The sequence below is a fragment of the Vibrio lentus genome (assembly GCF_030409755.1).
In the GTDB taxonomy this organism is placed as follows: Bacteria; Pseudomonadota; Gammaproteobacteria; order Enterobacterales; family Vibrionaceae; genus Vibrio; species Vibrio lentus.
Window position 1 is genome coordinate 175,502 of the sequence record NZ_JAUFQE010000003.1, and the last position, 25,080, is coordinate 200,581.

Consider the following 25,080-nt stretch of genomic DNA (forward strand, 5'->3'; position numbering starts at 1 on the left):
CCCTGAATTCGATTGGAAGACAACACTATGCGCGGCTCATGGATGAAAGCGATCCCCTTAGGCTCTGGCACAACCTTGGCTCTTAAAAGCAAGATATATACTGCTATTTGGGTTTTAACGGCAACACTGCTCAGCCAGAAGATAAATGCTGAAAGCGCTTATCCCGTTACTGTGATAGATGATAGAGGGAAAGTGGTGACGCTTTCTTCACACCCTGCCTCTGTAGCGTCAATATCCACGTTTGGCGCTGACACGCTAAAAGCACTCGGGGAACATGCAACAGGGCTATCAACACTTCAACATCGCAAATCTCTTTTTCTAGGCGAAGAGGTCAATGATGCCATTAACCTCGGTGAAGTGCATGAACCGGACATGGAACAACTCACCAAGTTAAACCCCGACCTGATAGTCGGCCTACAGCAATATGCAGAACCGTTTGCAGGTCAATTTGAAAAGATTGCGCCTTTGCTTACCTTTGATCTCGTGACATTAGAAGACTCCCACCGTTCCATCTCGGCTCTGGCAGATGCACTGGGCAAACACAGAGCGGGAACGCAAATAAACGCTGCGTTTGATAATACACTGAGTGCCTACAACACCAAAGCCCCTGGCGGGGTAAGCGTAGTCTTCCTATGGCATTGGGCTGATACGATTTATGCTTTTTATGATCACCACATTACCACGCATATCATGCGTGAACTCCGAGGCGATTACACCATGGGACCCACGCCAACACCGGAGTTAAAAAAACCGGATGCGACCGTGTTATCCATGGAGAAACTCCTCACATTAAATCCAGATGTGATCATTTCATTTACGGGGGATGATAAGCCCATTAGCTACCACCCTGTTTGGCAAAGACTCAACGCAGTGAAAACATCCCGTGCCTATCGAGTGGGCGATCAGTATGTAATGACCCATGGCCCTATCGCCAGAGAAATGGTGTTGAAGGAGCTCGCCTACCTTCTTTACCCAACGACCTTCAGTGAGCCAAGTGATATCCCAAACGCCGCGAGAGCAAAACCACTCGTTTTTTCTGAAAGGTAATGTATTGAATGAGTCATCCCACCTCAACGTTACCCAAAGGGATGTTACATCCTCTACGAATGTTTCAGCGTCGTCAGTTTCTTATAGTGATGGCCTGCTTTGCGTTAATTATTTTCTCGGGCTTGGCGTCGCTAATGACTGGGGAAGTCTATTTTTCAGCATCACAGGTCGCCACAGCGTTACTGCAACCGTCTGATTCATTGGCAACATTTCTGGTGATCGAACTTAGGCTTCCTCGGTTCCTTATCGCACTCTTTGTTGGAGCAACACTAGGAATGGCGGGGAATATAGTGCAATCCATTACCCGTAATCCCCTGGGTTCGCCCGATCTTATGGGGGTCAGTGCCGGGGCTTCATTCGCCATTGTTGTTTGTATGGCTTGGTCGACGTTTCCTCCTTTGGCGCTCTTGTCAGTAGGCACAATCGGCGGATTTTCTGCCGGTTTCGTGACGTTTCTTATCGCATGGAAGACGCGACTAAACCCTTTACATCTCACTCTTTCAGGTATGTGTATTTCGCTTTTTTTTAATGCGGCAATAGTGGTTGTTCTCATTACCGCGAAAGCGGATGCAAACGGTATCTATTTTTGGTTGACCGGCAGTTTGATGGATCGTACTTGGCAACATGCCGTTTTACTGATCCCGTTTGCCTTCCTAGGGTTATTATTGGGTGTCGTATTTTCAAAACCCTTGAATTTACTCATGTTAGAAGACATTACATGTGAGTCATTAGGATTTCCTGTTCACGTATGGAGGGTTACCTTGGGATTTATCGCTGTTGTGCTTACTGCAGCAACGGTTTCAATTGCAGGCCCCATTTCTTTTGTAGGACTCATTGCGCCCCATATCACGCGACTAACGCTGTATAACAAACGACATATTCAGTGTACTGACCATAGGCAAAGCCTTCCCATTTCAGCACTGGTAGGAGCCACGCTTGTTTGCGTCGCCGACACCCTTGCAAAACTTCACAATGTGCCAGTGGGTATTCTTTGTGTGTTGGTTGGGGGACCTCTTTTTGTCTACCTGATAAAGAAAAAAGTGGAATAAAAAATGACAATGGCTTCCCTAGCAAGCACACAAGATATGGCGACGAGCCAGCCTACCTCCGACAAGCATTATCGGCGAGTGTTTTTCTCGCTTTGGTTTGTCACTCTCCTACTGATCTTGCTGTCTCTGATGTCGGGATCGATCCACCTTTCTCCTTCTGAGGTGCTAAACGCACTGATGTTCAATACTCCAGCAACAACAGCACATGAGGTGACATGGAACCTTCGCCTCCCTCGCACACTGCTTGCATTGCTGGTTGGCTTTCATTTTGCGCTATCAGGGCTCATTCTCCAAGCCGTGACACGAAATCCGCTTGCAGACCCAAGCATCATTGGTATTTCAAGTGGTGCTAGTTTAGCCATTGTGATTTTTTTACTTTTGGCCGATTACCTCAACGCGGTACTGTTTTTTAACAGTCCCTTTCACTTGTCCTTAACGTGGCTCCCTTTCGCTGCGCTCTTGGGAGGCGCACTGTCCACACTTTTCGTTGTATTGTTATCACTTAAAACAAAACTTCGACCTATCACGCTGACGCTCAATGGGTTTGCTGTCGGTGCGATAACCAATGCCATTGTCATGTGGCTAGTGATCGTTTGGGGAGGAGGGAGAACAGAAACCACCGTTTTATGGTTGGCTGGGAGTCTCTACGCCAGAGACTTTTCCCACATCATGATTGTGTTGCCATGGACACTCATAGGGGTGTGTATCGTGCCTTTCTTAACATCACCCATGTCAATACTTCGCTTTAATGAGCAACAAGCTCAAACAATGGGCGTAAATGTTTTGGCTTGGCGAATCGCATGTATTGCTATTGCCGTCGTCTTCGCTGCCAGTGCAATTGCTGTGAGTGGCCCCATCGGTTTTGTAGGCTTGATTGTTCCCCATGTTGCCAAACTGCTTGTACGCGGTGATATTAAAAAACAATTTTGGGTCAGTGCGCTGCTAGGCGCTTGCCTGACTCTTACTGCCGATATCTTAGCGCGAACTATCGTCAGCCCCAATGAGCTGCCAGCGGGAGCCATAACAACCCTACTGGGAATACCCATTTTACTCTTCCTTTTACAACAACAGATTGGACGACGCTCATGACGTTATCTGCATGCCAGCTTACGCTTGGTTATCAATCGAACATTATTATCCCTTCAGTCTCTCTGACACTGAATGCTGGAGAGATCACTTGCCTAGTCGGCGCAAACGGATGCGGTAAATCTACGTTGTTAAAAGCCTTGGCTGGTGTCCTTAAGCCAAGACAAGGGACTATTACGTTGAAGGGGAAGCCACTAAGAGATTGGCCTAAAAAAGCCATCGCTAAAGAGATCGCTTTTCTGCCTCAAGATCCAATTGCACCAGACAATATCTCCGTCTATCAGTTGGTATCCCATGGCCGCTTCGCTTACCAAGGGCTTCTCGGGAAAGTTACTCAAAAAGACGTGGACGCAATAGAGACCGCGCTAAAACTCACGGGTATGACAAAGTACAAACATCGTTCATTTAATCATCTTTCAGGTGGCGAAAAGCAGCGAGGTTGGCTTGCCTTATGTATTGCACAACAAGCGAAATTATTGTTACTTGATGAGCCCACCACTTATCTAGATATTGGCCATCAGTACGAAATCCTTACTCTTTTAAGGGAGCTAAATCAGCAACAACAGCTCACCATTGCCATGGTGTTGCATGATATCAATCAAGCAAGCCAATTTTCTGATCGCATTGTCACTCTGCAAGATGGAAATATCATTGCCGATGACACGCCAATAAATGCGGTTAACGAAAAAATGATGATGAACGTCTTTGGTATTGATGTTGAGATGCAAACTCGGCGAGACGGAAATAAAATTTACCCGCTCGCCATTCCTCTCGGTGCACGTTAAAACCTCAACGTGCACAAACAGTGTTGTGAATATTGAACTTATTCGGGCAATAGAAACCGTATCGGGTAGCTGCGTAAGGCTTGTCAGTGCAAAATAGATGCTTATGAGAATCATTCCTATAAATATCTAAACTTTGACAAGGAGTATAACGTCATGCGGGTTATCACCTTAACACCAGAACACCCGCGATCCTTAAATAAAAACAAGTCCATGCCCATGCAAACCAGCGATAAAACTGGCCTTAAGATAGGTTGGTCGCTCTTCGGTTTATGTCTGCTCCATTTCACTTCTTCAGGCTATGCAAGTGAGCAAGATGTTCTTGAAGTCATTACTGTCACTGCAGATAAACGAAGTGAAAATATGATGGATGTTCCTTCGAGTCTATCGGTTAAAACAGACCTAGATCTGAAGGATGCTGAAATTACAACAATATCCGAACTGGCTCAGCACACCCCCAATCTCCATATTTTCACATGGGGCGGTAGCAGAGAGAGTAACATCTTTATTCGTGGAATTGGGCCAGGCCTATTTACTGATCCTACCGTCGGTTTTTATGTTGATGGTGTGAACTACACGAACAACGGTATGTTCGATCTTGATTTGATCGATATCGAACGTATTGAGGTTTTACGAGGGCCTCAGGGAACATTATATGGCGGTAATTCTCTAGCAGGGATCATCAATGTTGTTACCAACAAACCCGACAACTTTACGGAAGGACGCGCATCGCTTTCCGCTGACAGCTTAAATGAGAGAAAGATCAGCGCCACTGTATACACCCCTATTGTTGAAGCTCGTCTTTTTGCTGGCTTAAGTGTCGCCGGCGTGCAGAGTGATGGACATATAGAAAATATTTTTGATGGTTCAGACTACGGTAAAAAAGACGATTTTTTTGCCCGAACGACGCTCAGATGGCTTCCGTCAGATTCTCTTGAGGTTAATTTAGCCGTTGACTATAAACACCTTAGAGATGATTCCTACGCCCTGGGTCTGGCTGAATTTATCAAAAATAATCCGGAAAAGATCAATAACGACTTCAAAGGTAAAGATAATAGAAACTCGATCGGTGCCTCTCTGTCTATTACGAAAAATTATGAAACCATCGATTTTACATCAATCACGGGGTGGAGAGACTGGGAGAATAATAGTTCTGCCGATCAGGATGCAAACAGCAGTGCCCTCTTTGTTTACCACGCAAGTTCAGATGAAAAACAAACACAGTTATCACAAGAGTTTCGTTGGGCATTGACTACCCCGTCTGACCTCCAATGGCTCGCTGGACTTTATGCCTATACCAGTGATTACAAGGTACGCGGTCGAAACGACCTCGATTACACAGGTATTGGTTATGGTGGACCTTACGTAGATAGATCTAATGTAAAGAAAACCAATTCCGGCTACGCAGCTTTTGGGCAGGTAGACTACAACATTACGCCTGCATTGGTGCTAACAGGTGGTCTACGACTTGATCGAGAGAAACGCAAAGCTGACATAAAATTCAATAACCAAAGTACCTCTAACGTCTCGATAGCAGGTACTGAAGATTTTGATATATGGCTTCCTAAGATTGGTGTTACTTATACATTCGGCGACAGCTCGATGGTGTACTCGTCAGTCAGTCGTGGTTACCGAGCTGGCGGTTTCGATCACCTTTACCCTAGCGAGAATGACCCCGTCTACGACGAAGAAACGACGATAAACTATGAATTAGGCTATAAAACAACACAACTCGACAATAAACTCGACCTTTCTGCTGCCATTTTTCTTATAAACATAAAAGATCAACAGGTTCAACAACTCGTACAAGGCCACCAATTAATCACGGATAATGCTGGTCAAGGTCGAAGCCAAGGTCTCGAATTCGAAGTGAAATACATACCCGCCAACAACTGGCTCATCGAGCTGGGGGGAAGCTTCACCAATGCCGAATACCGCAAATATGATAATTGTGACTTGTTGGGTTCAACAAAAAACTGCAACGGTAATAAGATGGTGAATACACCCAACTTCACCGCCAATCTTGCTGTTCAGCATAGAATCCCGCAGACAGACGACTGGGATATTTTTAGCCGTATCGATGCCGCACATATTGGTGAGTATTACTTCAACAGCTTAAATACCCTTAAACAGGAACCTTACCAATTGATCAATGCCAAATTCGGCTTGGAAGCCTCATCATGGGATGCATATCTATGGGTGAAAAATGCACTCGACGAGCACTACTCAACCGTACAGTATGATTTTGGTACCGGCCCCACCGCTGAAGCAGCAGATCCCCTTAGCGTAGGCATCACATTGACTAGCCATTTTTGACCTTAGTGTGGATGAAACCTTCGTGTCAGCGCGACAGGTTTCATCCTAAACATTCATCAGATCTCTTTAATTCGTGTCATAGGGGGCGCCATATTCATGAATGCTCAACAACAAAAATCCGGTATTTTAGTTCTAGGGGGCAAAGGGCAAGTGGGTCATGAGGTTGTCCAATACCTCTTAGAGAAAACATCTCACATGATCGTGGTAGCATCTCGTTCTGCCATTCCGGCTGATTTTCCAAAGCGAGATCGGATTCAAAGAGTGTCCACAAAACACATTGATGTGATGGACGAACCCTCGATCCATTCTCATTGCAAACAGTACTCTCTTGTTATCTCTTGTGTGGGCCCGTCAGGCATCATCGGTGATCGGGTAGCAAAAGCATGTAAAGCATCTGGCACGGCTTTTATTGATGCGGGCGGTTACGATCCTGTCTTCCAAGGTCTTAAGAAAGATGAAAAGCGCGTGCTTTCGAGCGTTCCACTCATCATTAACGTAGGTCTACTGCCCGGATTATCGGGTCTGTTTCCGAAATACGTGTTAGAACAGTCATGTGATGCATCAGCGATTGACGAGATTGAGATTCAGTATGTCGGGCGCGACGCATGGTCATTCAATTCTGCCTGGGACATTATCAACAGCTTAGGTGGGTTTGGTCTTGATCGAGGGTTTGCCTACCTTGAAAACAACACCTTGTTCAAAGCCCCCTTCCGCCAAGCAAGCAGCGCTGTCAACTTTCCTGCGCTCGACACACCAACAAATACCATGTTGGTGTATTCAGAGGAAGCACTAGAGCTTGTAAAAGAGTTCGATATTCATAACTTGCGAACTTATGGAACCAATATTGGCCCTCGCGCAATGAAAGTTTGTATTTTGGCAAAGTTATTAGGGCTATATAAATTCCGCTTCACAAACAACTTCGCCGCCAGACTACTTGAAAAAGCATCCAGAAAAGATCTTGAATCTCTCAGCCCCTTCTATGGCATTCAAGTCACTTTACTCAAAGACAAAGAGATCCAGTCTAACGCCCAACTAACACTGACAAACACTTACCAAGCAACGGGTAAAACCATTGGTATCGCTGCTAGATGTGTTCTAGAGGGTAAATACACCAAGGTGGGTGTACTTATGCTGCACCAGGCTATCGCCTCATCAACATTTTTGTCTTACCTCGAAGAAGAAGACATTGCCGAATGGTCAGTCGAACAAACTGTCAAAAAACATATCCTTGAGGAGAAAATCGCATGACGTCGCCAGTATACAAAAAGAGAGTCATTGTCATTGGAGGTAGCGGAGAAACTGGGCGTCGAATTATTCGTTTTCTTACCGCCATGCATCCTCATTTAGACCTAGTCGGCACATATCGCCAGTCTGGTGGCCAATCTCTATTTGTCCAGTTTGATCTTGATGATCCCGACAGCGCAGTTGACACCCTCTCATCCTTTGATCTCGCGATTATTGCACTGGGGCCAATGGAAACAATCCAAGAAAAAACCCATCTTCTTTGTTTAAAAGCTGGCGTTGATTGTATTGACATAAACGATAGCCTCTCTGCAGCAGATAGCATTTTCTCACTAAATGAAGCGGCGGAAAGCAGTAACCTTTTGATGTTAACCGGAATGGGCTTCATGCCAGGCTTATCCACATTAATGCTATCTAAGATTGCAGAGGAAAATCGGTCAGAAGATAAAAACTACGCAATAAGAGCTTATATGGGTGCCGCCTATGGCGGTGGAAAAGCGAGCCCTTATGCCATTCTTGCTAGCTTCAGTCGTTATGTGCTTTGGTTTATTGATGGAAAAAGAAAAAAAATAGAAACACCATGGCGTGATGGCAAAGAAGCATTCACCTTTCTCGGCCACACCAAAGAAACCCATCTTATTCCCTACTCCTCGGTAGAAAGTGTAGGCCTTGAAGCAAAACGTGGTGATGTCTATAACCATATTGAAAACTTAGATGCTCGCTACAGTATTCAATATTTAAAACAGGGCGTTGCTAAGTTTTTTGCTTTCATTTCTCCCAATGAATGGCGTAATAATCAACTGGCTGAAAAGTTTTACAAAAGCGGCCAATCAATGAAAGACAAAAAAGACGCCGACCCAGATACCATTCTTTGGTGCTACCCCGACAATAAACCAGAAAACGGCCTACTCCTCCACGGTATGATTTCGTCTTATGATCTCACTGCTCTCGTCGCTGCATGCTGTGCTGAAATTTACCTCAGTGATCAAATGACGAATATGAGTGGCGTGTTTGGCATTGAAAATATCAGCGAGCATCATCGAACATTGCTACTGAATTTGCTCAACGCGCAAGGAGTCACTTTTAAGGAGGCCAACACTGATACGTTAAAGGTGTCTGGCCTTTATTTTGGCTGGGTAGAGTGCCCTGAAAAATATGTCGAGAACATGAAGCATTACTCCCAAAACTGGTATACCGCACTGAAACAGCACCCAAGAATGATCCCTCTGCAAAAAGATTTTTTGCTTCAGTCAGAGATCTGGAAAGCACTAAAAAGCACACTAAGTCCGCTCTCTTTTGCAGGGTTTATTGGTAAAACACTTGTTAGATGGCATGCACATCAAAAACAGCTAAGCGACTTCTCATCCGAGACACCGTTACCTCAAAAAGAGATCTGGGAAAAAGCCGTTAAAGATATCAGCATGTTTACCTCAGGATACTCGTGCGCACGTGATGTTTTAGGTCAAGAAACTGCGTTTTTACTCTACCGCAAAATGTTTCTTGAAACAGGAAAAATGGAAATGCGATGGCTATGGCCAGATAGCCAATTATTCTCACTATTGGAGGACCCATGCCAAGGAGCAACGGATTATTGGATCGCGTATCTTAAGAGCTATCAACACTTAAATATCCTTTCAGTCAGCCTCGATATCATTACTTCACGGAAGATTAGCTTTACTATAACTGATTGTTTGTACGCTAAGTTATTTACGCATTTAGGGTGCCCAGAGCTTTCTCATTTGATACGTGAAATGGAACGAGAAGCATTGGAATATATATTACTTTCCAATGGAGGATCAGTGAAATGGGAATTGTTCGACCAGGGTGATGTTCGAGCGTTAATCACTCTAGCTTCGCCGAGTAAAGTGCATAAAGAAGCCGACAGGAAGGTTGAAAAGCTTGTTGGATAGATCTCATGAGGAAATCTTTAACAAGCAAGGTTGTCTTTGTTTCAACCAATATCTCTTATAACAACGAATACTTATATCGCATGTCTTCAATTGGGATACGTTTACCGCCTCAGATGGTTAGTGAGGCGGTACTAAAACGCAAGTGTGAATTTGCTGCAGGTCGTTATTGCGCTTTTGAAGCCCTACAAAGCCTTGGGATTTCAATACCAATAGACATCCCTGTTGGACCAAACCGTGAGCCGGTTTGGCCTGCTAATACCATAGGATCAATTTCTCACTGCCAAGGTATCGCCGTCGCAGTGGCTGCGCATCGTTCAGATGTGACATATTTAGGGGTAGATATTGAACCATTGATCTCACCCGAGATATGCGATCAGATCTGGCATTGCGTTGTCTGTGAAAAGGAGTCGAAATTCAGCAAAGGGTTTAGCAGCAGGGAGACGTTTCTTACTGTCGTGTTCTCAGCAAAAGAGGCACTCTACAAAGCACTCTTCCCGAGAATCAAACAGGTTGTTGGTTTTGATGCTGTAAAGGTGTCAGGTTTGGAGGTAAAGAAGCAAATGATGTCTCTTTCCTTGAATTTCTCTTTTGACGATTCGCTGACATTCGGTCAAACGTTTTTAGTGCACTATCAGGCCTATTCAGACCAAACAATCCTAACCTTTCTCCATCAGGAAAGAGAGAAATTCAAGGAAGGAGTAAACCCATACCAAACACACAAATGAGAATGATTATTCATACAAATAACTGTAGTATATCATTGATGACTAAGTTGGCTTTGATTGATCAACTAAAGGTGTTTACCTGATAGTAGCCCTTGCTCAAAAATAAGGATTGAAATGTGTGCTGAATCCTATCTCCCTAAGGGAAAGGAAGAGTTAGACAATGATAGTGTTAATGCTCAAGAGCGCGTTGATTATGTTCAAATTCAACCTGGGCTCTCGGTATGTATATCTCGTTCCGAAGCGAACCTAAAACCTTGCTCATTTCCTGGGGACAATGAGTATATTCACTTAAATTGCCTATTACAGGGGGAATTTGAAGCGAAAATTCGAAATATTAATATTCATCTCCGTGAAGGAGAAGTGAATATCGGTTTTTCTGATGGGGAGGAATTTTACATGCCCCGCTTAACCGAATTTTGTAATCTCGCGGTCATGATTACACCTAGATTGCTGATTGAAATCGCTGGCGAAGAACTACTGAAAGAACCTTGGTACAGTGATGTTTCATTTTTTGTCAAGAATGTAGGTAAAAGCCCAAAAGCGGTATCAGCGGCTTTGAACTTAGCAACCTTGATGAATGAATCTCCCCAACGCAAAATATTGCTTCATGCTGCGGTACTTAATTACATCCATTGGAGTCTTGAAGACAGCAGCGAGCAATCATGCAAATGCAATATCAGTGCTAGGGAAAAACATCGATTAGAAGCCGCAAAACGCTACTTACTGAAAGACTTGAGTGAACCACCAACAATATCCGAAATTGCCGCGGTGGTTGGGCTTAATCAGTGCAAACTGAAAAGAGGCTTTAAAATTCTCTATAACTGCAGTATTTATGCATATTTTCAAAAAAAAAGAATGAAGAAAGCGCTCGACCTTCTACGACAATACAACGTAACAGAAACCGCGATGATACTTGGCTACAGCAATGTTAGTCACTTCAGTGCTGCATTCAAAAAACAGTTCAATATTTTGCCTAAGGATGCACGGCGAGAACTTATAGCCAGTGTGGAAGATAATAAGGTTTGGTTCTGTCGCAAATCTAGTTAGAGGCGTGACAGCCCCATCCTACAGATACAATTATACTGCGAGTGCGTAGAATCGTTCAAAGGCCGTCGAAGCACTTCAATCAGGTTAAGCATCTTCCCTGTCAGCCAGAGTTGAACATTGATGTTATGCAGCGCTAACGCGTTGGCACCACTCTTATCGATAACCACTTTTTCTGGTAATCCATTATAGCCGATTGCCTTGGTAAAGAAGGCGCGAGCCGCTTTCTCATCACGGCGATTACAGAGTAAAAAATCAATGACATGGCCGTACTTATCAACCGCTCGATAGTAATATTTCCACTGACCTTTGACGTTAATGTACGTCTCGTCCATTCGCCACGAAGGAGCCCCGTTTAATATTATTTTAGATATAAATAATATATTAATTAGAAAATTACATTATTTAATAAAGTATCACTCACCCCTCAAAACATGGCCATTAACGTACTGTATCCAATATAAAAACCCAAAAATGAAAATTAATTATCAATAAATTTCATTTTCCCCACCTTTTACCTACGCTATTTAATTTTTCTATAATTATATAACATTAAAAACGAACATGTTTTGGCAAACCGAAGTCCCCTTCTAAAGAGCTAGGGTTTTCTTAGCTATTATATCTCGCTAACTTTTTTAAAGGACGACCAATTAAAATTAAGTATTTTATTTATTATTTAGGTTGACGTAATGAAAATTAGATTACCCCTTGTTAGTCTTTCACTTCTGCTTCTTCTTGGTTGTAAAGAAAAAGCGGGCTCTGAGGTGCAGAAGATATTTGCCGGTGAATTACTCCTCTCACCAAATGAAATGGTTGGTTTCTCAGAAATCGTGGAGAGCGAACCTCAAATACCTGCTGCAATGAACCCAGAGTTTGAGGTCATGTCAGGGAAAGAGTTCGTAAAACTGACCAAGGATAAAAAGATCGTAGCGCTCAAAAATGGTCAAGCGCAGCTAAAAAATAAACGGAATGGTGATTTATATCACTTAAAAATTGATTCAAATGACTTAGGGACAAAATTTTTAAACATAGCTTTCATCGATTTATACTCGGGACTTGTGCTGACTGAAGATGTACCCCTTACCGTAGGTCATCACTACGCCTTAGGAATGTCTAGCCGCTTCCCATTAAAGCAAAACGATGTGAAATTAAAGACTCCGATGGGGAAGCTCGTCCAACAAGATGCCCTCGGTAATATCTTCCTTACTCCTACCGAGGAAAATCTTCAAGACAAAGAAGAGGAACTTTTAATACAAATCCAAGTGAACGGTCGGGAATACGCGAAATATTTTAAAATACAACAAAAACAGTTAAGTGGAAGCAAGCTAATTACTGATCCTCAAAAGCGTTTCTTGCCTGTCGGGGCAGAAGTCGCCCCTTTGGTTTCGTATATTAACGCGGACGGGAAGGTTCACCCTGTTAGAGCGGAGTTGTTAACTTATGTAATTGAAGGACAAAAACTATCTCTGGCAGAACTCCACGATTTTCTGTCAAATCCAAGGAACATAGGACGTCATGAGATCTTAGTTAAACACCCCAATATAGTCGAGGCGGCGAGTTTAAATTATGAAATTGTAACGTTGGGCGATTTTGTGACAATGTTCGAAACCACTGTCAACCTGCCATCTTTACCAGAAGTATTACAAGCACATATCGATGTTCCATATCGTCTACTTATCACAAGCAACGGAGTAGATGTCACATCCTTAGTCGAAATCGAGGTAAGCCCTGACGGGGCTGGGAGGATTGAAGACGGTTTTCTTATTATGTCTGAAAACGCCTTAGTCTCTCTCTCGATTAACGGGAGTAAGCTTTCTTCGTACCTACCCCATCAGCCCGATTATTACAAAGTGAAGGTAGATAACACAGATCTACGTTTAAACCTTAATGTAGCAGATAGCCTCTACACGAGAAGGGATAAAGGCTTGCCCGTCCGTTTATTATTGAATGACGTTAATGTCACTAACCGTAACCTAGAAGTTGAATTCATTAACTCCAACGGTGAAAAAGTCCCCGGAAGTAAAGGAAAAAAAGCCTGGTCAACCTGTAATTTGAGTTTCTCTGAACCACGGGCAATGGTTCTTTTTGATGACAAAATTTATGGAGTGCCAGGAAACCAAACGCATGAATCATTGTTCACGTTTGACTGCCGTGAAAGAGATTATATCAACCCAATCCAAGCTATAGATTTTGTGGCGATAAGCAGTATGGGGAGCAATGAGATAATAAACCGCTCTGGCGCACCTTCATTAAAGCACATCGAAACAAATGGTGTTTATAGGATATCGTATGATAAGTTTAACCAACAACCAGTTCAGGTTAATGTCTCTCCATTTCTGAACGACATTTTCAATCATTATAGCAAAAATTGGCTTATAGGACCGTACACAGTTTCAGGTTCTGAAGACCTAATAGTAGATTCATGGGGGAACCTAACGTTTTTAGGAAACTTCCAACCATCTCTCCTAACTCTCGAATTTCAAGCAGAAGAACTAATCACCTATGATCTTGAGATTGATTACAACAACATCAAAACATCAGATACTCACATATATAATCAAAATCATCATTCAATGACTCTTGCCAAAAATATTGAATTAGATGGTCAACAGCTATCTTTCGAAGATATACCTTACCTAAAATTGGGGAGTCCAATAATGGTAAGTGCTATAAATGAAGAAGGTGAAAATACAGATATTACTTCTCACATTCGCCTTAAGGCCGATAGAAACACTGAGAATGATGCCATCATATTAAGCGGTAATCGGTTGTACATAAACAATAATGGGTCGGAGGGTCAATATCGATTTGATTTGTTAGATAATACATACAGGCAAGAGTTTGCAAGCGTCCTTTTTAACGTCGTCGACACGATGAAAATACGTGTCATTCAAGGTCCACACTTAGATACGTCAATACCCGTAGGCTCAACTGGTCGCTTGGCATTTAAAAGAAAAGACGGGACAGACTATGAAATTAAATTCAATCGAACCACCTCTTTTTTAAGGTCTTATCAATACATGTCTACAATGTATGGTAATATTTTCTCGAAATCAGGGGGGAATATTTTACCAGTAGATACTAAATTAAATGTAATCAATGTGATAGGCTCAGCTTATCGAAATGGCTTTGGTATCAGTGATAATCTAATGGCCGAACTGGAACAACCTATTCAATATGACTTCGAGATTATCGATCCATCAGGAAACTTATTATTTTACCAGTCCCGCTCACTGATTATCCATTGATTAACAAAAAAATAGACTAAGAATGTCGTCTGGAGCGGCATTCTTTTCTAAAAAATCACCTCAAACATCAAGATTAACGATTAAAAATTTACACTATAAATAGCCTCCACCCTATTACATCGCACTTATCTATTTTTCGCTGATGATTCAATAACATTTTATATTCTTACAGATAACCATTAGATAAAACCTACCCCTCTATTGGAAGGGGTTGTGGTGTAAATTTGACCACACGCTGTATCTACATTAATACTCCAAGTACTGACAAGATTCTAGAACGCACCATCACATCAAGCAATCCCATAAAATAAATATCATTTAGAGACTGGGGGCATTTCGCAGACAGTATCTAACTCTAAATCCCATCATAAACCCTTAATGAAAATAAATTAAATTTAAATTATTACCAAATAGCCTTTATATTCGTTATTTTATTTAATGATTTTAAATTTAACTAAAATCCCCTTTCTAAGGAGAACAATTAACTAGATTTAAATACATTTCCATTCAATTAACTTTAGCCGTTGAAATCATGGTTTTTCTTATAAAAAAGAGTACGTTGCTATGATAAATAAAAAACTAGAAAAAACAATTCAAAAAAAACGAGGTTTAGAGACTCTATTACGCTATCTTCGGATTAAGTTAAAAAGTAGAAAAAATAAAAATGCATCTCTCGATGTGAGATACCTTTCTGACCATTTAAAAAAAGATATTGGGGTATATGATAAGTACCGCTAACATAATTAATGTATCTTCGTCCTCTTGCTTACTGGTTATGTCGCAAAGTTTGGTTGACTACATACGCACTAATTTTTAGATGCAATTAGACTGCTAGCACAAAATTAATTCCAAGCAAATAAGCCTTCAGGATTGTAGAGCTGTCTATTATCATAGCTCCAGTTCTGCAAGCGGCAGAACTGGCTCCATCATCAGGTTCCTACCCCAGGCAAGGAGGCATCTTACCTTTCCGGTAACTTTGCTCAGCTATTAGACAATGGTCAATAACATAGATGTGATTAATAACCAAATTTCCGCTTTATTACCATCTTTCAAGCTGAACAAGAGGGAAACCAAAACATGTATCTAGCCTCATTCATAGCTTTGGTTGGCTCGCTATTATTTACATATTTCGGGATACCACTAGGTGCAATGTTCGGTGCTCTAATTGCTCTTTTATTAACGTCAAAAGCAGGGTTTACTCTAACTCTTCCCAAAAGCACATTGACTGGTGTCCAGTTAATCCTTGGGACCACAGTGGGCTCAATCGTCCCTGTACAAACTCTTTCCAAGGGTTATCCGATGTTACTTTTTGTAGGACTCGTCCTTTGTATGTCAGCACAAGTTCTCACCTCCTATATCTGGCTTTATAAGCGAGAGAAATGGTCAAAATATGAAAGCCTACTTGGGTCGGTTCCGGGAGCAATGGCCGCGGTTCTTGTCATTAATGAAAAGCACAATTCGCCTTCTAGTAAAGTAGTTTTCACTCACACAGTTCGACTCATATTCTTAATCATTGCTTCCGCTCTTCTTGTCTCAACGGACAAATCACCAGTTCCTGGACCTGCTATTTCATTAGACAATCTTTGTATACTTCTCCCACTTTTCCTCGCCTACTTTTCAGGTTTACTTTTCGATAAAATTGGGACTCCTGCACCGTATATGGTAACTGGAATGTTAGCAACTATGTTTGTAAACGCAGGGTTACCGTCATACAATTTTCTTGTTCCGACAGAACTTGTATTTATTGCGACATCCGCTCTAGGGGCATTGATAGGGATCCGTCTAAAAGATATAACTGGTGCAGATGTCTTCTCTTATGCGCGAGCAGGGATCATTGCTACAACGTTAAGTCTTACAGTAACGGTTAGTTTTGCTTATATATTCAGTAAGCTAATTGATAAGGAGTTCCTAGTACTCTTGATGTCATGGGTTCCAGGCAGTGTTGAGTCGATGACTGTTGCTGCTATTTATCTTGGGCTAGAGCCTGCACTAATTATGCTTAGTCATATCATTCGCATGATAATCTTTCATTCTATTCCTCTCTGCTCCAATGTTTATAAACATTTACGAAGCAATTATGAAAGGTGACATTGGCTTAGTTTCATTAAAAAACCTCGGTTAATATTAACGCTATTCTCCTAGGTTAGCCCAAGTAACCTGAACTCTGTAAACGCATGCGAGCCTTTGGGGTCAATTCATATAGCCAAGCCAATCAATATGACCACTTCCCCATTCCTTTGCACTCATTGGTTTTATATAAAGCTCATCGACCTGTTCAACAGCAACACCATAATTCGTGTGTTCATGAAGCCTTAACCAAGAGTTGCTTCCCTTGGTTTACTCGCCACCTTTGGTATTTTAACTTTGGTGTCGTAACTCACACTTATTTACAGAACTCCAAGTGTGACTCACCAAAACCCTAGTCATAAAGTTTGGTGCACTTATGTTGTTCCAAAAAATCCCCTTCATATCTAAGCCATTCAACCTCCTCATCGGTACCATGCCATTTATGTCAGTTAGGAGCCTCGAAGGTATTAATAACGAAAGAAGCCTCCGAGAGGTTTTATGTCTAAATTTTTGTTCAGATTAAGTGCAACTTCGTTGAATTGATCACTACCGACCGAATAATTTTGAGAGAAACTCAAGAGCAAGGGGCATAAATTATTATTACTTCGATGTGTTTCTATTCTTACACTGTTAGCCTAAAGATTTGATGGGTTAGAATATGACCCCGACGCTGATGAAAATGGGCCATTTGCTCGAAATTATCCGAGGTTTAAATCAGGCTCACCGTGACATCTTTAATCAACAAGGCTCCTTATGAAAAATAATACGATTGGCATCATTGGTATTGGCCCTCGAGGACTAAGCGTTTTAGAGCGTATAATAGCCCTCTCAATAGATCGCCCCCATCAACCATTAGATATAAAAGTATTTGACCCAAACCTTCCAGGCTCTGGGTGTCATAATGTCAAACAACCGAATCATTTACTCGTAAATACAGTCAGCTCTCAAATCACTATGTTCGCTGATGAGAGTGTGAGTGAAGCTAAAAATATAATTTCAGGGCCTAATTTTTATCAATGGTTGTGCGAAAGACCCAAAGATGAGCTAAGTCCTAAAACAATATTGCCGAACGAATACTATTCTCGTGCTCTTTTTGGTGAGTATCTGAATTGGGTATTTCACTACCTTGTTGATATGTCCTTTTCACATATCACGATCGACTATGTACCTTCTGAAGTTATTGATATCACTAAGTTAGATGATCATTCTTGGAATTTACTTGATGACCGAAGCATTATCACCAATGTTGAATATCTCTACTTAACTACAGGGCACACGAAAGCCAAATATATAAACCCTGATACTGCCCAAGAAATTTTTAATCCATACCCATTAAAAGAAAAACTAAAAAATATCACTTCAAATCAAACGGTCGCTCTCCAAGGGCTCGGATTAACGGCTTGTGACATTCTGGCAGAGTTGTCGATTGGGCGTGGCGGAGAATTCATCCGCCCTCAAAAAGGTTGCCTTCAATATTTACCTTCTGGAAATGAGCCCAAAATCATCGCCTATTCACGCTCTGGTCTGCCTTTGTCCGGAAGAGCGGAAAACCAAAAAGGAACATCTAAGCAGTACCATGCTAAGTTTCTAACTCCTGAGAAGGTCGCCAACTTTAGAGAGCGAGGGGACGTCAGTTTTATAAAAGACATACTGCCTTTGCTTATAAAAGACATGGAGTATGCGTACTACGAAAGCTACCTAAGCCAAAAGAAAGGGCTTATTGCGGCCCAAAAATTCTGTAACCAGTTTCTATACTCACGACTGCATGAACAGAAAGTGCTCGTTGCTAAAACCATTTCGATTGAAGATAGGTTTAGTTGGGAGAAACTTGCCGCACCAGTCCCAAGCTACGCGCTTGCCTCTCCAGACGTCTATATTGCTTGGCTGATAGGTTTCCTTGAAGCCGATATTAAAGAAGCTAAAAAAGGGAACCTCAGTAGCCCAATAAAATCGGCTAGCGACGTATTACGTGACTTAAGAGATCTCATTCGAAGTGTTATCGACTTTAAAGGCCTGACGGAAGAATCACATCGTTGGGTTGATTCTGTGTTTATTCCTTTGATGAACCGGCTCGCCGTAGGTCCACCAAAAGAAAGAATAGAAGAGATGGTCGCTTTGCTTAAAAGTGGTGTACTCAAGTTAAATCTTGGCCCTTCGCCAGACGTAAGGCATTGTTCGAATACAAACTTGATCACTCTCAAATCAACGGTGTGGCCTGAACTACAAGAACAAGCCAACATAAAAATTCATGCAAAGATCCCTATACACAGCCCGGGAGACGATGGGACTGAGCTCTGGAAAAACCTTTTAGCTAAACAATATACAAGGCTTTACTTCAATGGAAATTATCATCCCGGTGGTATTGATGTAACACCAAACATGAATGTGCTCGATGCAAACGGAATCGAGCAAAATAACATTTGGGCGCTAGGCATTCCGACAGAAGGCAATAAATTTTACACCTTTATCATACCTAGACCTGGAGTTAACTCTACGGCGATTGTCGACGCAGGTAGGTCGGTCCGGGCTCTCTTTAAACAGTTGTCTTAGGCCTAGGCTTAAGATGAACAAGATGTCACAAGTTAAACTATTAAACCGCACCTCTTTCGCAGGGCTAGTTGCAATATTAGTCGGAAATGGCATTGGCCGCTTTGCCTACATAGCCTTAATGCCTGTGCTCATTCAGAGCAATTGGTTCTCAAGCGAAGATACCTCCATTCTTGGCGCTGCAACACTCATTGGTTATATCTTAGGGGCTCCTGCTTCAAGTTTTTTACAGAAATATTATTCAATAGGCACACTCATACGTGCCTCTCTGTTATTAAGTAGCTTTAGCTACCTTGGTTGTACTTTGAAATCTGCTCCCTTTGAATGGTTTTTGACATTGAGAACCATCGCTGGAGTATCGGGATCCGTTCTTATGGTGCTAGTCCCACCAATGATTGTTAGCCTTCACCCCCAAGAGATGAAAGCAAGAATCAGTGGCATAGTATTTTCAGGGATTGGTCTTGGTGCGATGATTTCAGGAACGTTCATACCTCTACTTATCTCTCAAAGTGTCGAAAGCGCCTGGTTAGGTATGGGAACGATCGCTTTCCTCGCCACTGTCTTAACATGGAACACATGGTCTCTCGAGGTTAAACCAAATCACTGCGCTAAAAGCCCCTCAACGTTTAATGCCTTATCTAAGTATGAGCGTATCAGTATTAGCTGCGTACTTTTAGCTTATGCCTTTAACGCCATTGGTTATTTACCTCATTCTCTCTTTTGGGTCGACTATATTGTTCGAGAGCTAGGAATGAGTTTGACGAGTGGTGGCTTTTACTGGGCAATTTTTGGCATCGGTGCTGGTGTTGGACCAATAATTACCGGTACATTAGGTGATAAGTTCGGACTTAAAAAAGCACTATTGGTTGCATTTTCGTTTAAAGCGATAGGGGTAGCACTCCCCTTGTTAAGTACAAATAAGATTGCACTTTTTGCTTCATCTATACTCGTTGGTCTGTTTACCCCTGGCACCGTAACACTCGTCTCAACTTACACCTTAGAAATTGTTGGGACAAAGCTCCATACTAAATCTTGGGGGGCAATGACAATGGCTTTTGCTATATCGCAAGGCGTAGGTGCCGTTGTGATGGCTCATTACGCCCCACAACTCACCAGCTATAACGTCCTATTTATAATCAGTGCGAGTGCACTCATTTTATCGATAGTCTGCCTTGCATTTACATCAACCAAACAGCAAACATAAACATTGCTCAAACGAGTTGTTGCTCATGAAACTCTCCCCCATTTCCCTCTAGAGTTGGACGACCTTGGTATACGTCAGACGTAATAACTTTTATCGCTCTCAGTCTTCTATCACGGCAGACGGCAAAGCGTACGCTCCTTTCTGTATCACCTTTTCAGCATAATCAAAGCCAACCCTAAATCGAAAAACCCCAACTGGGTTAATCGACTTGGCTCCCAGTTTAGAGAAAGCTTTCCCAGCTTTGGTTCGAAAAGAAGAAGCCTGTGGATTGGTGGTAATACTGACCCGATTGTGACTGATGTCTTCCTCTGGAATAGAACCGGGTGCCTCTCCCACCAAGTAGTGGGCTCGCCCATCTTCGCTGTATTGGACTCGCCCTGAAGGAGCCTCTGTCGCGGTTCTCCTGCGGATCTTATCACCGCTTGTCGCGTATCGATATTCGAGCGATACCGGTAAGTTGATATTGCCGTCGGCTTCGAAGAACATGGTCGGGCGCTTGTCCAATCCCTGAAAAGCCGTCTCTACCGCTTCGGTGATATCAGACATAACATGACACAGCGCCACTGGGTCTGTTTCGGCTATCACTCCCACCGCAAAACCTACAGCGCATCCTGCCACTGCAGATACGATATCACCGGCCAACCAAGCCGCAAAATCGTCCTTATCCTTGGTCGCAATTTCAACCACATAACTCCCAGAGGCGGGTGCCGCTTTTAATGATATCTCCGGTTTGAAAGTAGTGCCCGCCGTCTTACCTCTCATCAATTTTTGCGTTTTCCACAAATTCAGTCTTGCTACCAAGCTGCCAGTAAATTTTTTGTAATAGATATCGTGTGAGCCCATGTAGCGCCAGTCGGTACTGTTGACCGACGTGAGCTGAAATGGCAGCTTACCACCATGCTTTCTCACCAGCATTGGCAGAAGATCAAAGCCAGCTTGTGATGCCTTCGCGTCTTTAAACTGTGGCATACTCCCGCTGACCACCTTTAATGCATCTCTGAAAGCAATCGACATCCACATCGTCGGCATATTACAGTCCGTGTCTGTATCGGTTTGACAGTAGCCGTTAGCCGATTTTTTCCACGGATTACCTTTCAGCGCTGGGCTTGGGGCATTGATAACCACTTCCAGCTCAAACACATCAACCAACCCCCTGAGCTCCTGACTCGTCACATCCAGCCCTAAGCGCAATAGCCAGGAAAATTTGCCACCACCACCAATGTGATCATTGACGGTGTAGTAGTCCGGCCAGCCCTCCAGCGTCGCAAAGCTATTGTCAGCAAATTGCATTGTCTGTTTATCGACATTCGGATGCTGAGGTAACTCGGCCAGTAAAGAGGGTAGCGAAACTGTATGGAGCGCTGGGTCAATTAGAACCGCATCCCTGAAACGGGCACCAGCATCTCCCATTGAATCGCATTGACTGACATTGACATCAAAAATTTTACATCGCCACCAATTAACTAGATGACCTAATTCTTCAAAATAGAATTTATAAAAATCTTCACTATCACGTGACACTAGATCGGAGTTTATAACGATCATCGCGTGTTGCTTGGTAAATACCAGACCCGCAGGACGCTTCCCTATGGCTGCAGAGTCGACCCAATAAGGTTGACGCTGTTGGTGGTACGCAGGGTCGGCAAGCACTTTATACAGTTCATTGGTAACCTGCTCGCGTGTCCATGACGCATAAAGCGGATTGGATTTAGCCACTTCTTCGTATCCTTTTCCAAAGGAGTGATTAAAAATAGTCGCTAATTTTGTGGCGAAGATACTGCCTCCACTTGCATACTTAATCTCAGTCAGAGAGCCGTGGTCAAAGCGCGACGGGGTGGCTAAGAACGAGGTGAAGTTACGGTTCTCAGGAGTAAAATTTTGCTGGACATTAATTTCCTGATCACTGGCGCCCTGCCAGAAGTCATAGTCGATACGTTCGGCTTGGGAACGCCAATCAACAAAATTTTGATAGTCAGACTGGATAAGATTCCTTTCTCCTGGGTTATCTCGCCATAGACCTGCTTGACGAATGCTCTCAATCACCTCATCGCCTAAATCATTAATTGCATCGGAGACGACATCTTGTAAGCCTTGACCAATCGTCGAATCGTTGCCCAAATCAGTCAGAACATCGGTCAAAAACTTTATTTCTTTCTGGTTTAACGCCCCTGGTTCAGTGACGAGCTCGACCACACCCTCGACGGCTTCTCCCACCGGTCCAGCTAAGCCCAATAACATCCGTCTGAGATTTTTACCGGTAGGGTGCCGAGCATAATCTACGATATGTTTGATTTCCGGACCAACCAGCGGAAGATGTTCAACCGTTTCTAACAGAATATGCTCCGGGCTGGCGTCCGTGAGGTACTTCTGCATCGCCGTCTGGTAATCAGCTTTGGCTTGTTGCGCACTTTTCTCGTAGCCCGCTTTGAGATTTTTAAGGGCGTCTAAGGTCTGACTTTCTTCCTTGAGTAGCCCGGAAAAATGGGTCGGATCATTTTCAGCCCAAGTTTCATGCAGTTTATGCCAACGACTCTCACGGGCCAGTTGAATGTTGTCCCTGGTTGATTTAAGCTCCGCGTCATACTCCTTATTGAGATCGTCGAGCGCATCTCGTAAATCATCAAGCTGCTCGTTAGAGACGATGCAGAGTATCGCCATCGGCAAAAGCCACGCCAACTTGCAATCGCTATTCTTGCGGCTTCGTTTCTTTTTAACACGATTTTGTAATGACAAGATGCGAGGTCTAAAATCGTCGTTAACCTTTTTCGTTTCATAGACTTCCATCTGAGAGAAAAGAGTCTCCATATTAATCATTGTGGCATCAATATTGGCTTGCACGGTTTGGTGACTGAACGTTTTTTCTACTGAGGCCAATTTGGCACACCAGTGTCCAGGCATCTCGGAGCCATTATGGCCCGTGGTTTGCGCTAAGGCCTGACCGCAAGTCACAGGGCGTGCACGACGGATAATGTCCGGATAGTCATTGAGATTGCGGCCTTCCTCAAACCACTCTCCCCCAAGGTAGGTCCAGGTTTTTCTCTCGCCTGTCGAAAGCTGATGGGCTTGCCCGTTAGGTAAATAGACCGTCACTTGTGAATCTGTATTGACCACATCCACAATGACACGTTTAGTTTGCTCGATAGGTGAACGATGTGTGTAGGTCTCACCCACACTTGCCCCTGGTGGGATGAAATGCGCTACCCCGTTAGATGCTAAAGCATGTATATGAGAAGGTGATATGTTTGATAAGGGATAGACCATAGTCTGTTCCAAGGCTTCGGGCAGCACTAGGCTCGCGAAGGTTCCTGTCCCTTGAGGATTTCCATCGAATTTAAGAATTAACTGATTGGTATTGCTAAGATATCCCGCAACCCGATTGGCATTAGTTCCCATGTCTTGCAAGATGAAAGGATTAGTAATCTCATGCTGTTGGGTATAATCGAGCCGGGTTAAACAACGTTGCCCATCGAGAGAATAACATTGGGCGTCCCCTTTCAGATTGTCCGAATACCACGAATCGAACCCGAATGACCCACCGTCAAACCACTTCACCTCCTTGTTTTTGGCCAGATGGCAATAAGAGTCGATATTTTCATAGCCAGTTACACCAAAAACATTCTCATAGTTGCGCACCGCCGCTCGGGGAACAAAATCGTCTCGACTCCCACATTCAAGAATGGTCAGCTGATCGTAATCAAGATCGAGAGTTGACACATCAATGGTTGTTGTCCCGTCGTAGGTCAATAAACCAATCCGTTTTGACGTCGGCATCACAGTATAGAGAAAACCATTGCCAGTCTGAAGGACTGCTCTTTTGATATCTAACTGAGGAAGATTTTCAGAAAATTCGCCACTTGGTGAAGCGCTTTCTAACCGAGGGTAATTGAATCTAAGACCTTCAAGAAGCCAGCCATCAGACCAGAGTGATATACTAATTAAATCCGGTTGAATCTCGTGTTCACTTTTGACAATGTTGGACGCAGAATCAGATCTGCCAAAGGATATGTTATCTCCGTTGTTATAGTGAAATTCGATTTTTACTATCGATGGCTTTTCAGCACTTCCCCAATAAAAGTTGCCGCTATATATGACCATCTTATTTAAACCAACGGTGTCTAAAGACGAAATGATGCCGCCCTCGCCACCGATCCGATAGATTGTTTCTTCAGAGTCATAGGTATAAACAAATCCGTCAATCGCTGCACCGTGACGAATTGACAACTCATTGAGCTTACTCATCTCAATATTGACAGCGTATTTGGCATCAGTTCTGCCAAATTCATAGTGAGAGAACCTTTCGTTCGTAGGCTGAAACGCTGAAGAAATAGTGCTGAATACCCCAAAAAATATCCCCAGCAGCCCAAGAAACGTCTTTGTTCCTATGATGAATCTGTGCTCAATAACCATATGCCACTCCAAAAAGTAGGGCGAGTAACATAACTCTGATGAGAATGAGAGTAGGATAGCGAACTAAATAAAGAGACATAATTTATATATAATTAAGTCTCTTTATCATAAATCTTAATTTTCTCGTAAGCGTCTTCAAATCATTGAATTCCTAATATCGACCCAGATATCGCCAAATAAGGCGGTATCTATCATTCTGAGCGGTATTCGGTGAGAGACGGACTATTTCGATTTGAAGGCGCATTGTTGGTTCCACGCTTGATAAAAATCCCCTTTAGAAATTTCATTTACTCCTGATGTAATCGTAGAACTTCACCTGTGTCCCGGTTCTCCACTGATTTTTATAAAAACCTTATTAAATCGTGCTTATAAACAAAGCAATTACTCTATATTTATTTCTTAAAAA

At 42.9% G+C, this 25,080-nt stretch carries 15 protein-coding genes and 2 pseudogenes; 14 read left to right on the plus strand and 3 right to left on the minus strand.

The features are described from left to right. Positions 1-27: 27 nt before the first annotated feature. The 9 genes from QWZ07_RS26060 to QWZ07_RS26100 all read left to right on the plus strand — a co-directional run bounded on the left by QWZ07_RS26060 (position 28) and on the right by QWZ07_RS26100 (position 11,204). Entirely contained in the window at positions 28-1,047 is a 1,020-nt protein-coding gene (locus tag QWZ07_RS26060) for an ABC transporter substrate-binding protein (protein WP_192854024.1), read from the plus strand. Positions 1,048-1,055: 8 nt separating this feature from the next. After that, positions 1,056-2,096, plus strand: a complete 1,041-nt coding sequence (locus QWZ07_RS26065) for a FecCD family ABC transporter permease (protein ID WP_225998546.1) — start codon at positions 1,056-1,058, stop codon at positions 2,094-2,096. Between the two features lie 3 nt (positions 2,097-2,099). Next, positions 2,100-3,185: a FecCD family ABC transporter permease gene (locus QWZ07_RS26070; protein WP_192854025.1), complete on the plus strand. Its 1,086-nt coding sequence runs from the start codon at positions 2,100-2,102 to the stop codon at positions 3,183-3,185. Further along, on the plus strand, positions 3,182-3,967 hold the full coding sequence (locus QWZ07_RS26075; RefSeq protein WP_192854026.1) for an ABC transporter ATP-binding protein: 786 nt from the start codon (positions 3,182-3,184) through the stop codon (positions 3,965-3,967). The genes QWZ07_RS26070 and QWZ07_RS26075 overlap by 4 nt, the downstream gene beginning before the upstream one ends. 153 nt (positions 3,968-4,120) lie before the next feature. Continuing rightward, positions 4,121-6,280 (plus strand): TonB-dependent receptor, encoded by a 2,160-nt coding sequence (locus QWZ07_RS26080; RefSeq protein ID WP_192854027.1) that lies wholly within the window; start codon positions 4,121-4,123, stop codon positions 6,278-6,280. 96 nt (positions 6,281-6,376) lie between these two features. After that, positions 6,377-7,528: an NAD-dependent epimerase/dehydratase family protein gene (locus tag QWZ07_RS26085; RefSeq protein WP_192854028.1), complete on the plus strand. Its 1,152-nt coding sequence runs from the start codon at positions 6,377-6,379 to the stop codon at positions 7,526-7,528. Then, positions 7,525-9,432 carry a saccharopine dehydrogenase family protein gene (locus QWZ07_RS26090; protein ID WP_192854029.1) on the plus strand — a complete coding sequence of 636 codons (1,908 nt, stop codon included), beginning with the start codon at positions 7,525-7,527 and terminating at the stop codon, positions 9,430-9,432. The genes QWZ07_RS26085 and QWZ07_RS26090 overlap by 4 nt, the downstream gene beginning before the upstream one ends. Positions 9,433-9,437: 5 nt before the next feature. Then, positions 9,438-10,157 carry a 4'-phosphopantetheinyl transferase family protein gene (locus tag QWZ07_RS26095; protein ID WP_192854030.1) on the plus strand — a complete coding sequence of 240 codons (720 nt, stop codon included), beginning with the start codon at positions 9,438-9,440 and terminating at the stop codon, positions 10,155-10,157. A gap of 114 nt (positions 10,158-10,271) precedes the next feature. Beyond that, complete coding sequence (locus QWZ07_RS26100; protein WP_192854031.1) at positions 10,272-11,204, plus strand: helix-turn-helix domain-containing protein; 933 nt, start codon at positions 10,272-10,274, stop codon at positions 11,202-11,204. A 68-nt stretch (positions 11,205-11,272) separates the two neighbouring features. Here the strand turns inward: QWZ07_RS26100 and QWZ07_RS26105 are convergent. Continuing rightward, positions 11,273-11,545 (minus strand): annotated as a pseudogene (locus QWZ07_RS26105) (DDE-type integrase/transposase/recombinase); the annotation flags it as partial. A gap of 345 nt (positions 11,546-11,890) precedes the next feature. Between QWZ07_RS26105 and QWZ07_RS26110 the strand changes: the two are divergent. From QWZ07_RS26110 to QWZ07_RS26120, 3 genes are all read left to right on the plus strand, one after another. Then, positions 11,891-14,449 carry a hypothetical protein gene (locus tag QWZ07_RS26110; RefSeq protein WP_192854032.1) on the plus strand — a complete coding sequence of 853 codons (2,559 nt, stop codon included), beginning with the start codon at positions 11,891-11,893 and terminating at the stop codon, positions 14,447-14,449. Between the two features lie 564 nt (positions 14,450-15,013). Then, positions 15,014-15,187, plus strand: a complete 174-nt coding sequence (locus QWZ07_RS26115) for a hypothetical protein (protein WP_171750918.1) — start codon at positions 15,014-15,016, stop codon at positions 15,185-15,187. 339 nt (positions 15,188-15,526) lie between these two features. Further along, the gene (locus QWZ07_RS26120; protein WP_192854033.1) at positions 15,527-16,537 is read left to right on the plus strand and encodes an AbrB family transcriptional regulator; all 1,011 of its coding nucleotides are present in this window, start codon (positions 15,527-15,529) and stop codon (positions 16,535-16,537) included. 102 nt (positions 16,538-16,639) lie between these two features. On the opposite strand, the pseudogene QWZ07_RS26125 reads toward QWZ07_RS26120, so the two are convergent. Then, positions 16,640-16,771 (minus strand): annotated as a pseudogene (locus tag QWZ07_RS26125) (GNAT family N-acetyltransferase); the annotation flags it as partial. Between the two features lie 498 nt (positions 16,772-17,269). Between QWZ07_RS26125 and QWZ07_RS26130 the strand changes: the two are divergent. Beyond that, the gene (locus QWZ07_RS26130) at positions 17,270-19,066 is read left to right on the plus strand and encodes an FAD/NAD(P)-binding protein (RefSeq protein ID WP_192854034.1); all 1,797 of its coding nucleotides are present in this window, start codon (positions 17,270-17,272) and stop codon (positions 19,064-19,066) included. Positions 19,067-19,088: 22 nt separating this feature from the next. Then, the gene (locus QWZ07_RS26135) at positions 19,089-20,267 is read left to right on the plus strand and encodes a YbfB/YjiJ family MFS transporter (RefSeq protein WP_192854035.1); all 1,179 of its coding nucleotides are present in this window, start codon (positions 19,089-19,091) and stop codon (positions 20,265-20,267) included. Between the two features lie 99 nt (positions 20,268-20,366). Here the strand turns inward: QWZ07_RS26135 and QWZ07_RS26140 are convergent, their stop codons facing one another. Continuing rightward, the gene (locus QWZ07_RS26140) at positions 20,367-24,674 is read right to left on the minus strand and encodes a beta-prism lectin domain-containing protein (RefSeq protein ID WP_192854036.1); all 4,308 of its coding nucleotides are present in this window, start codon (positions 24,672-24,674) and stop codon (positions 20,367-20,369) included. Positions 24,675-25,080: the final 406 nt, after the last annotated feature.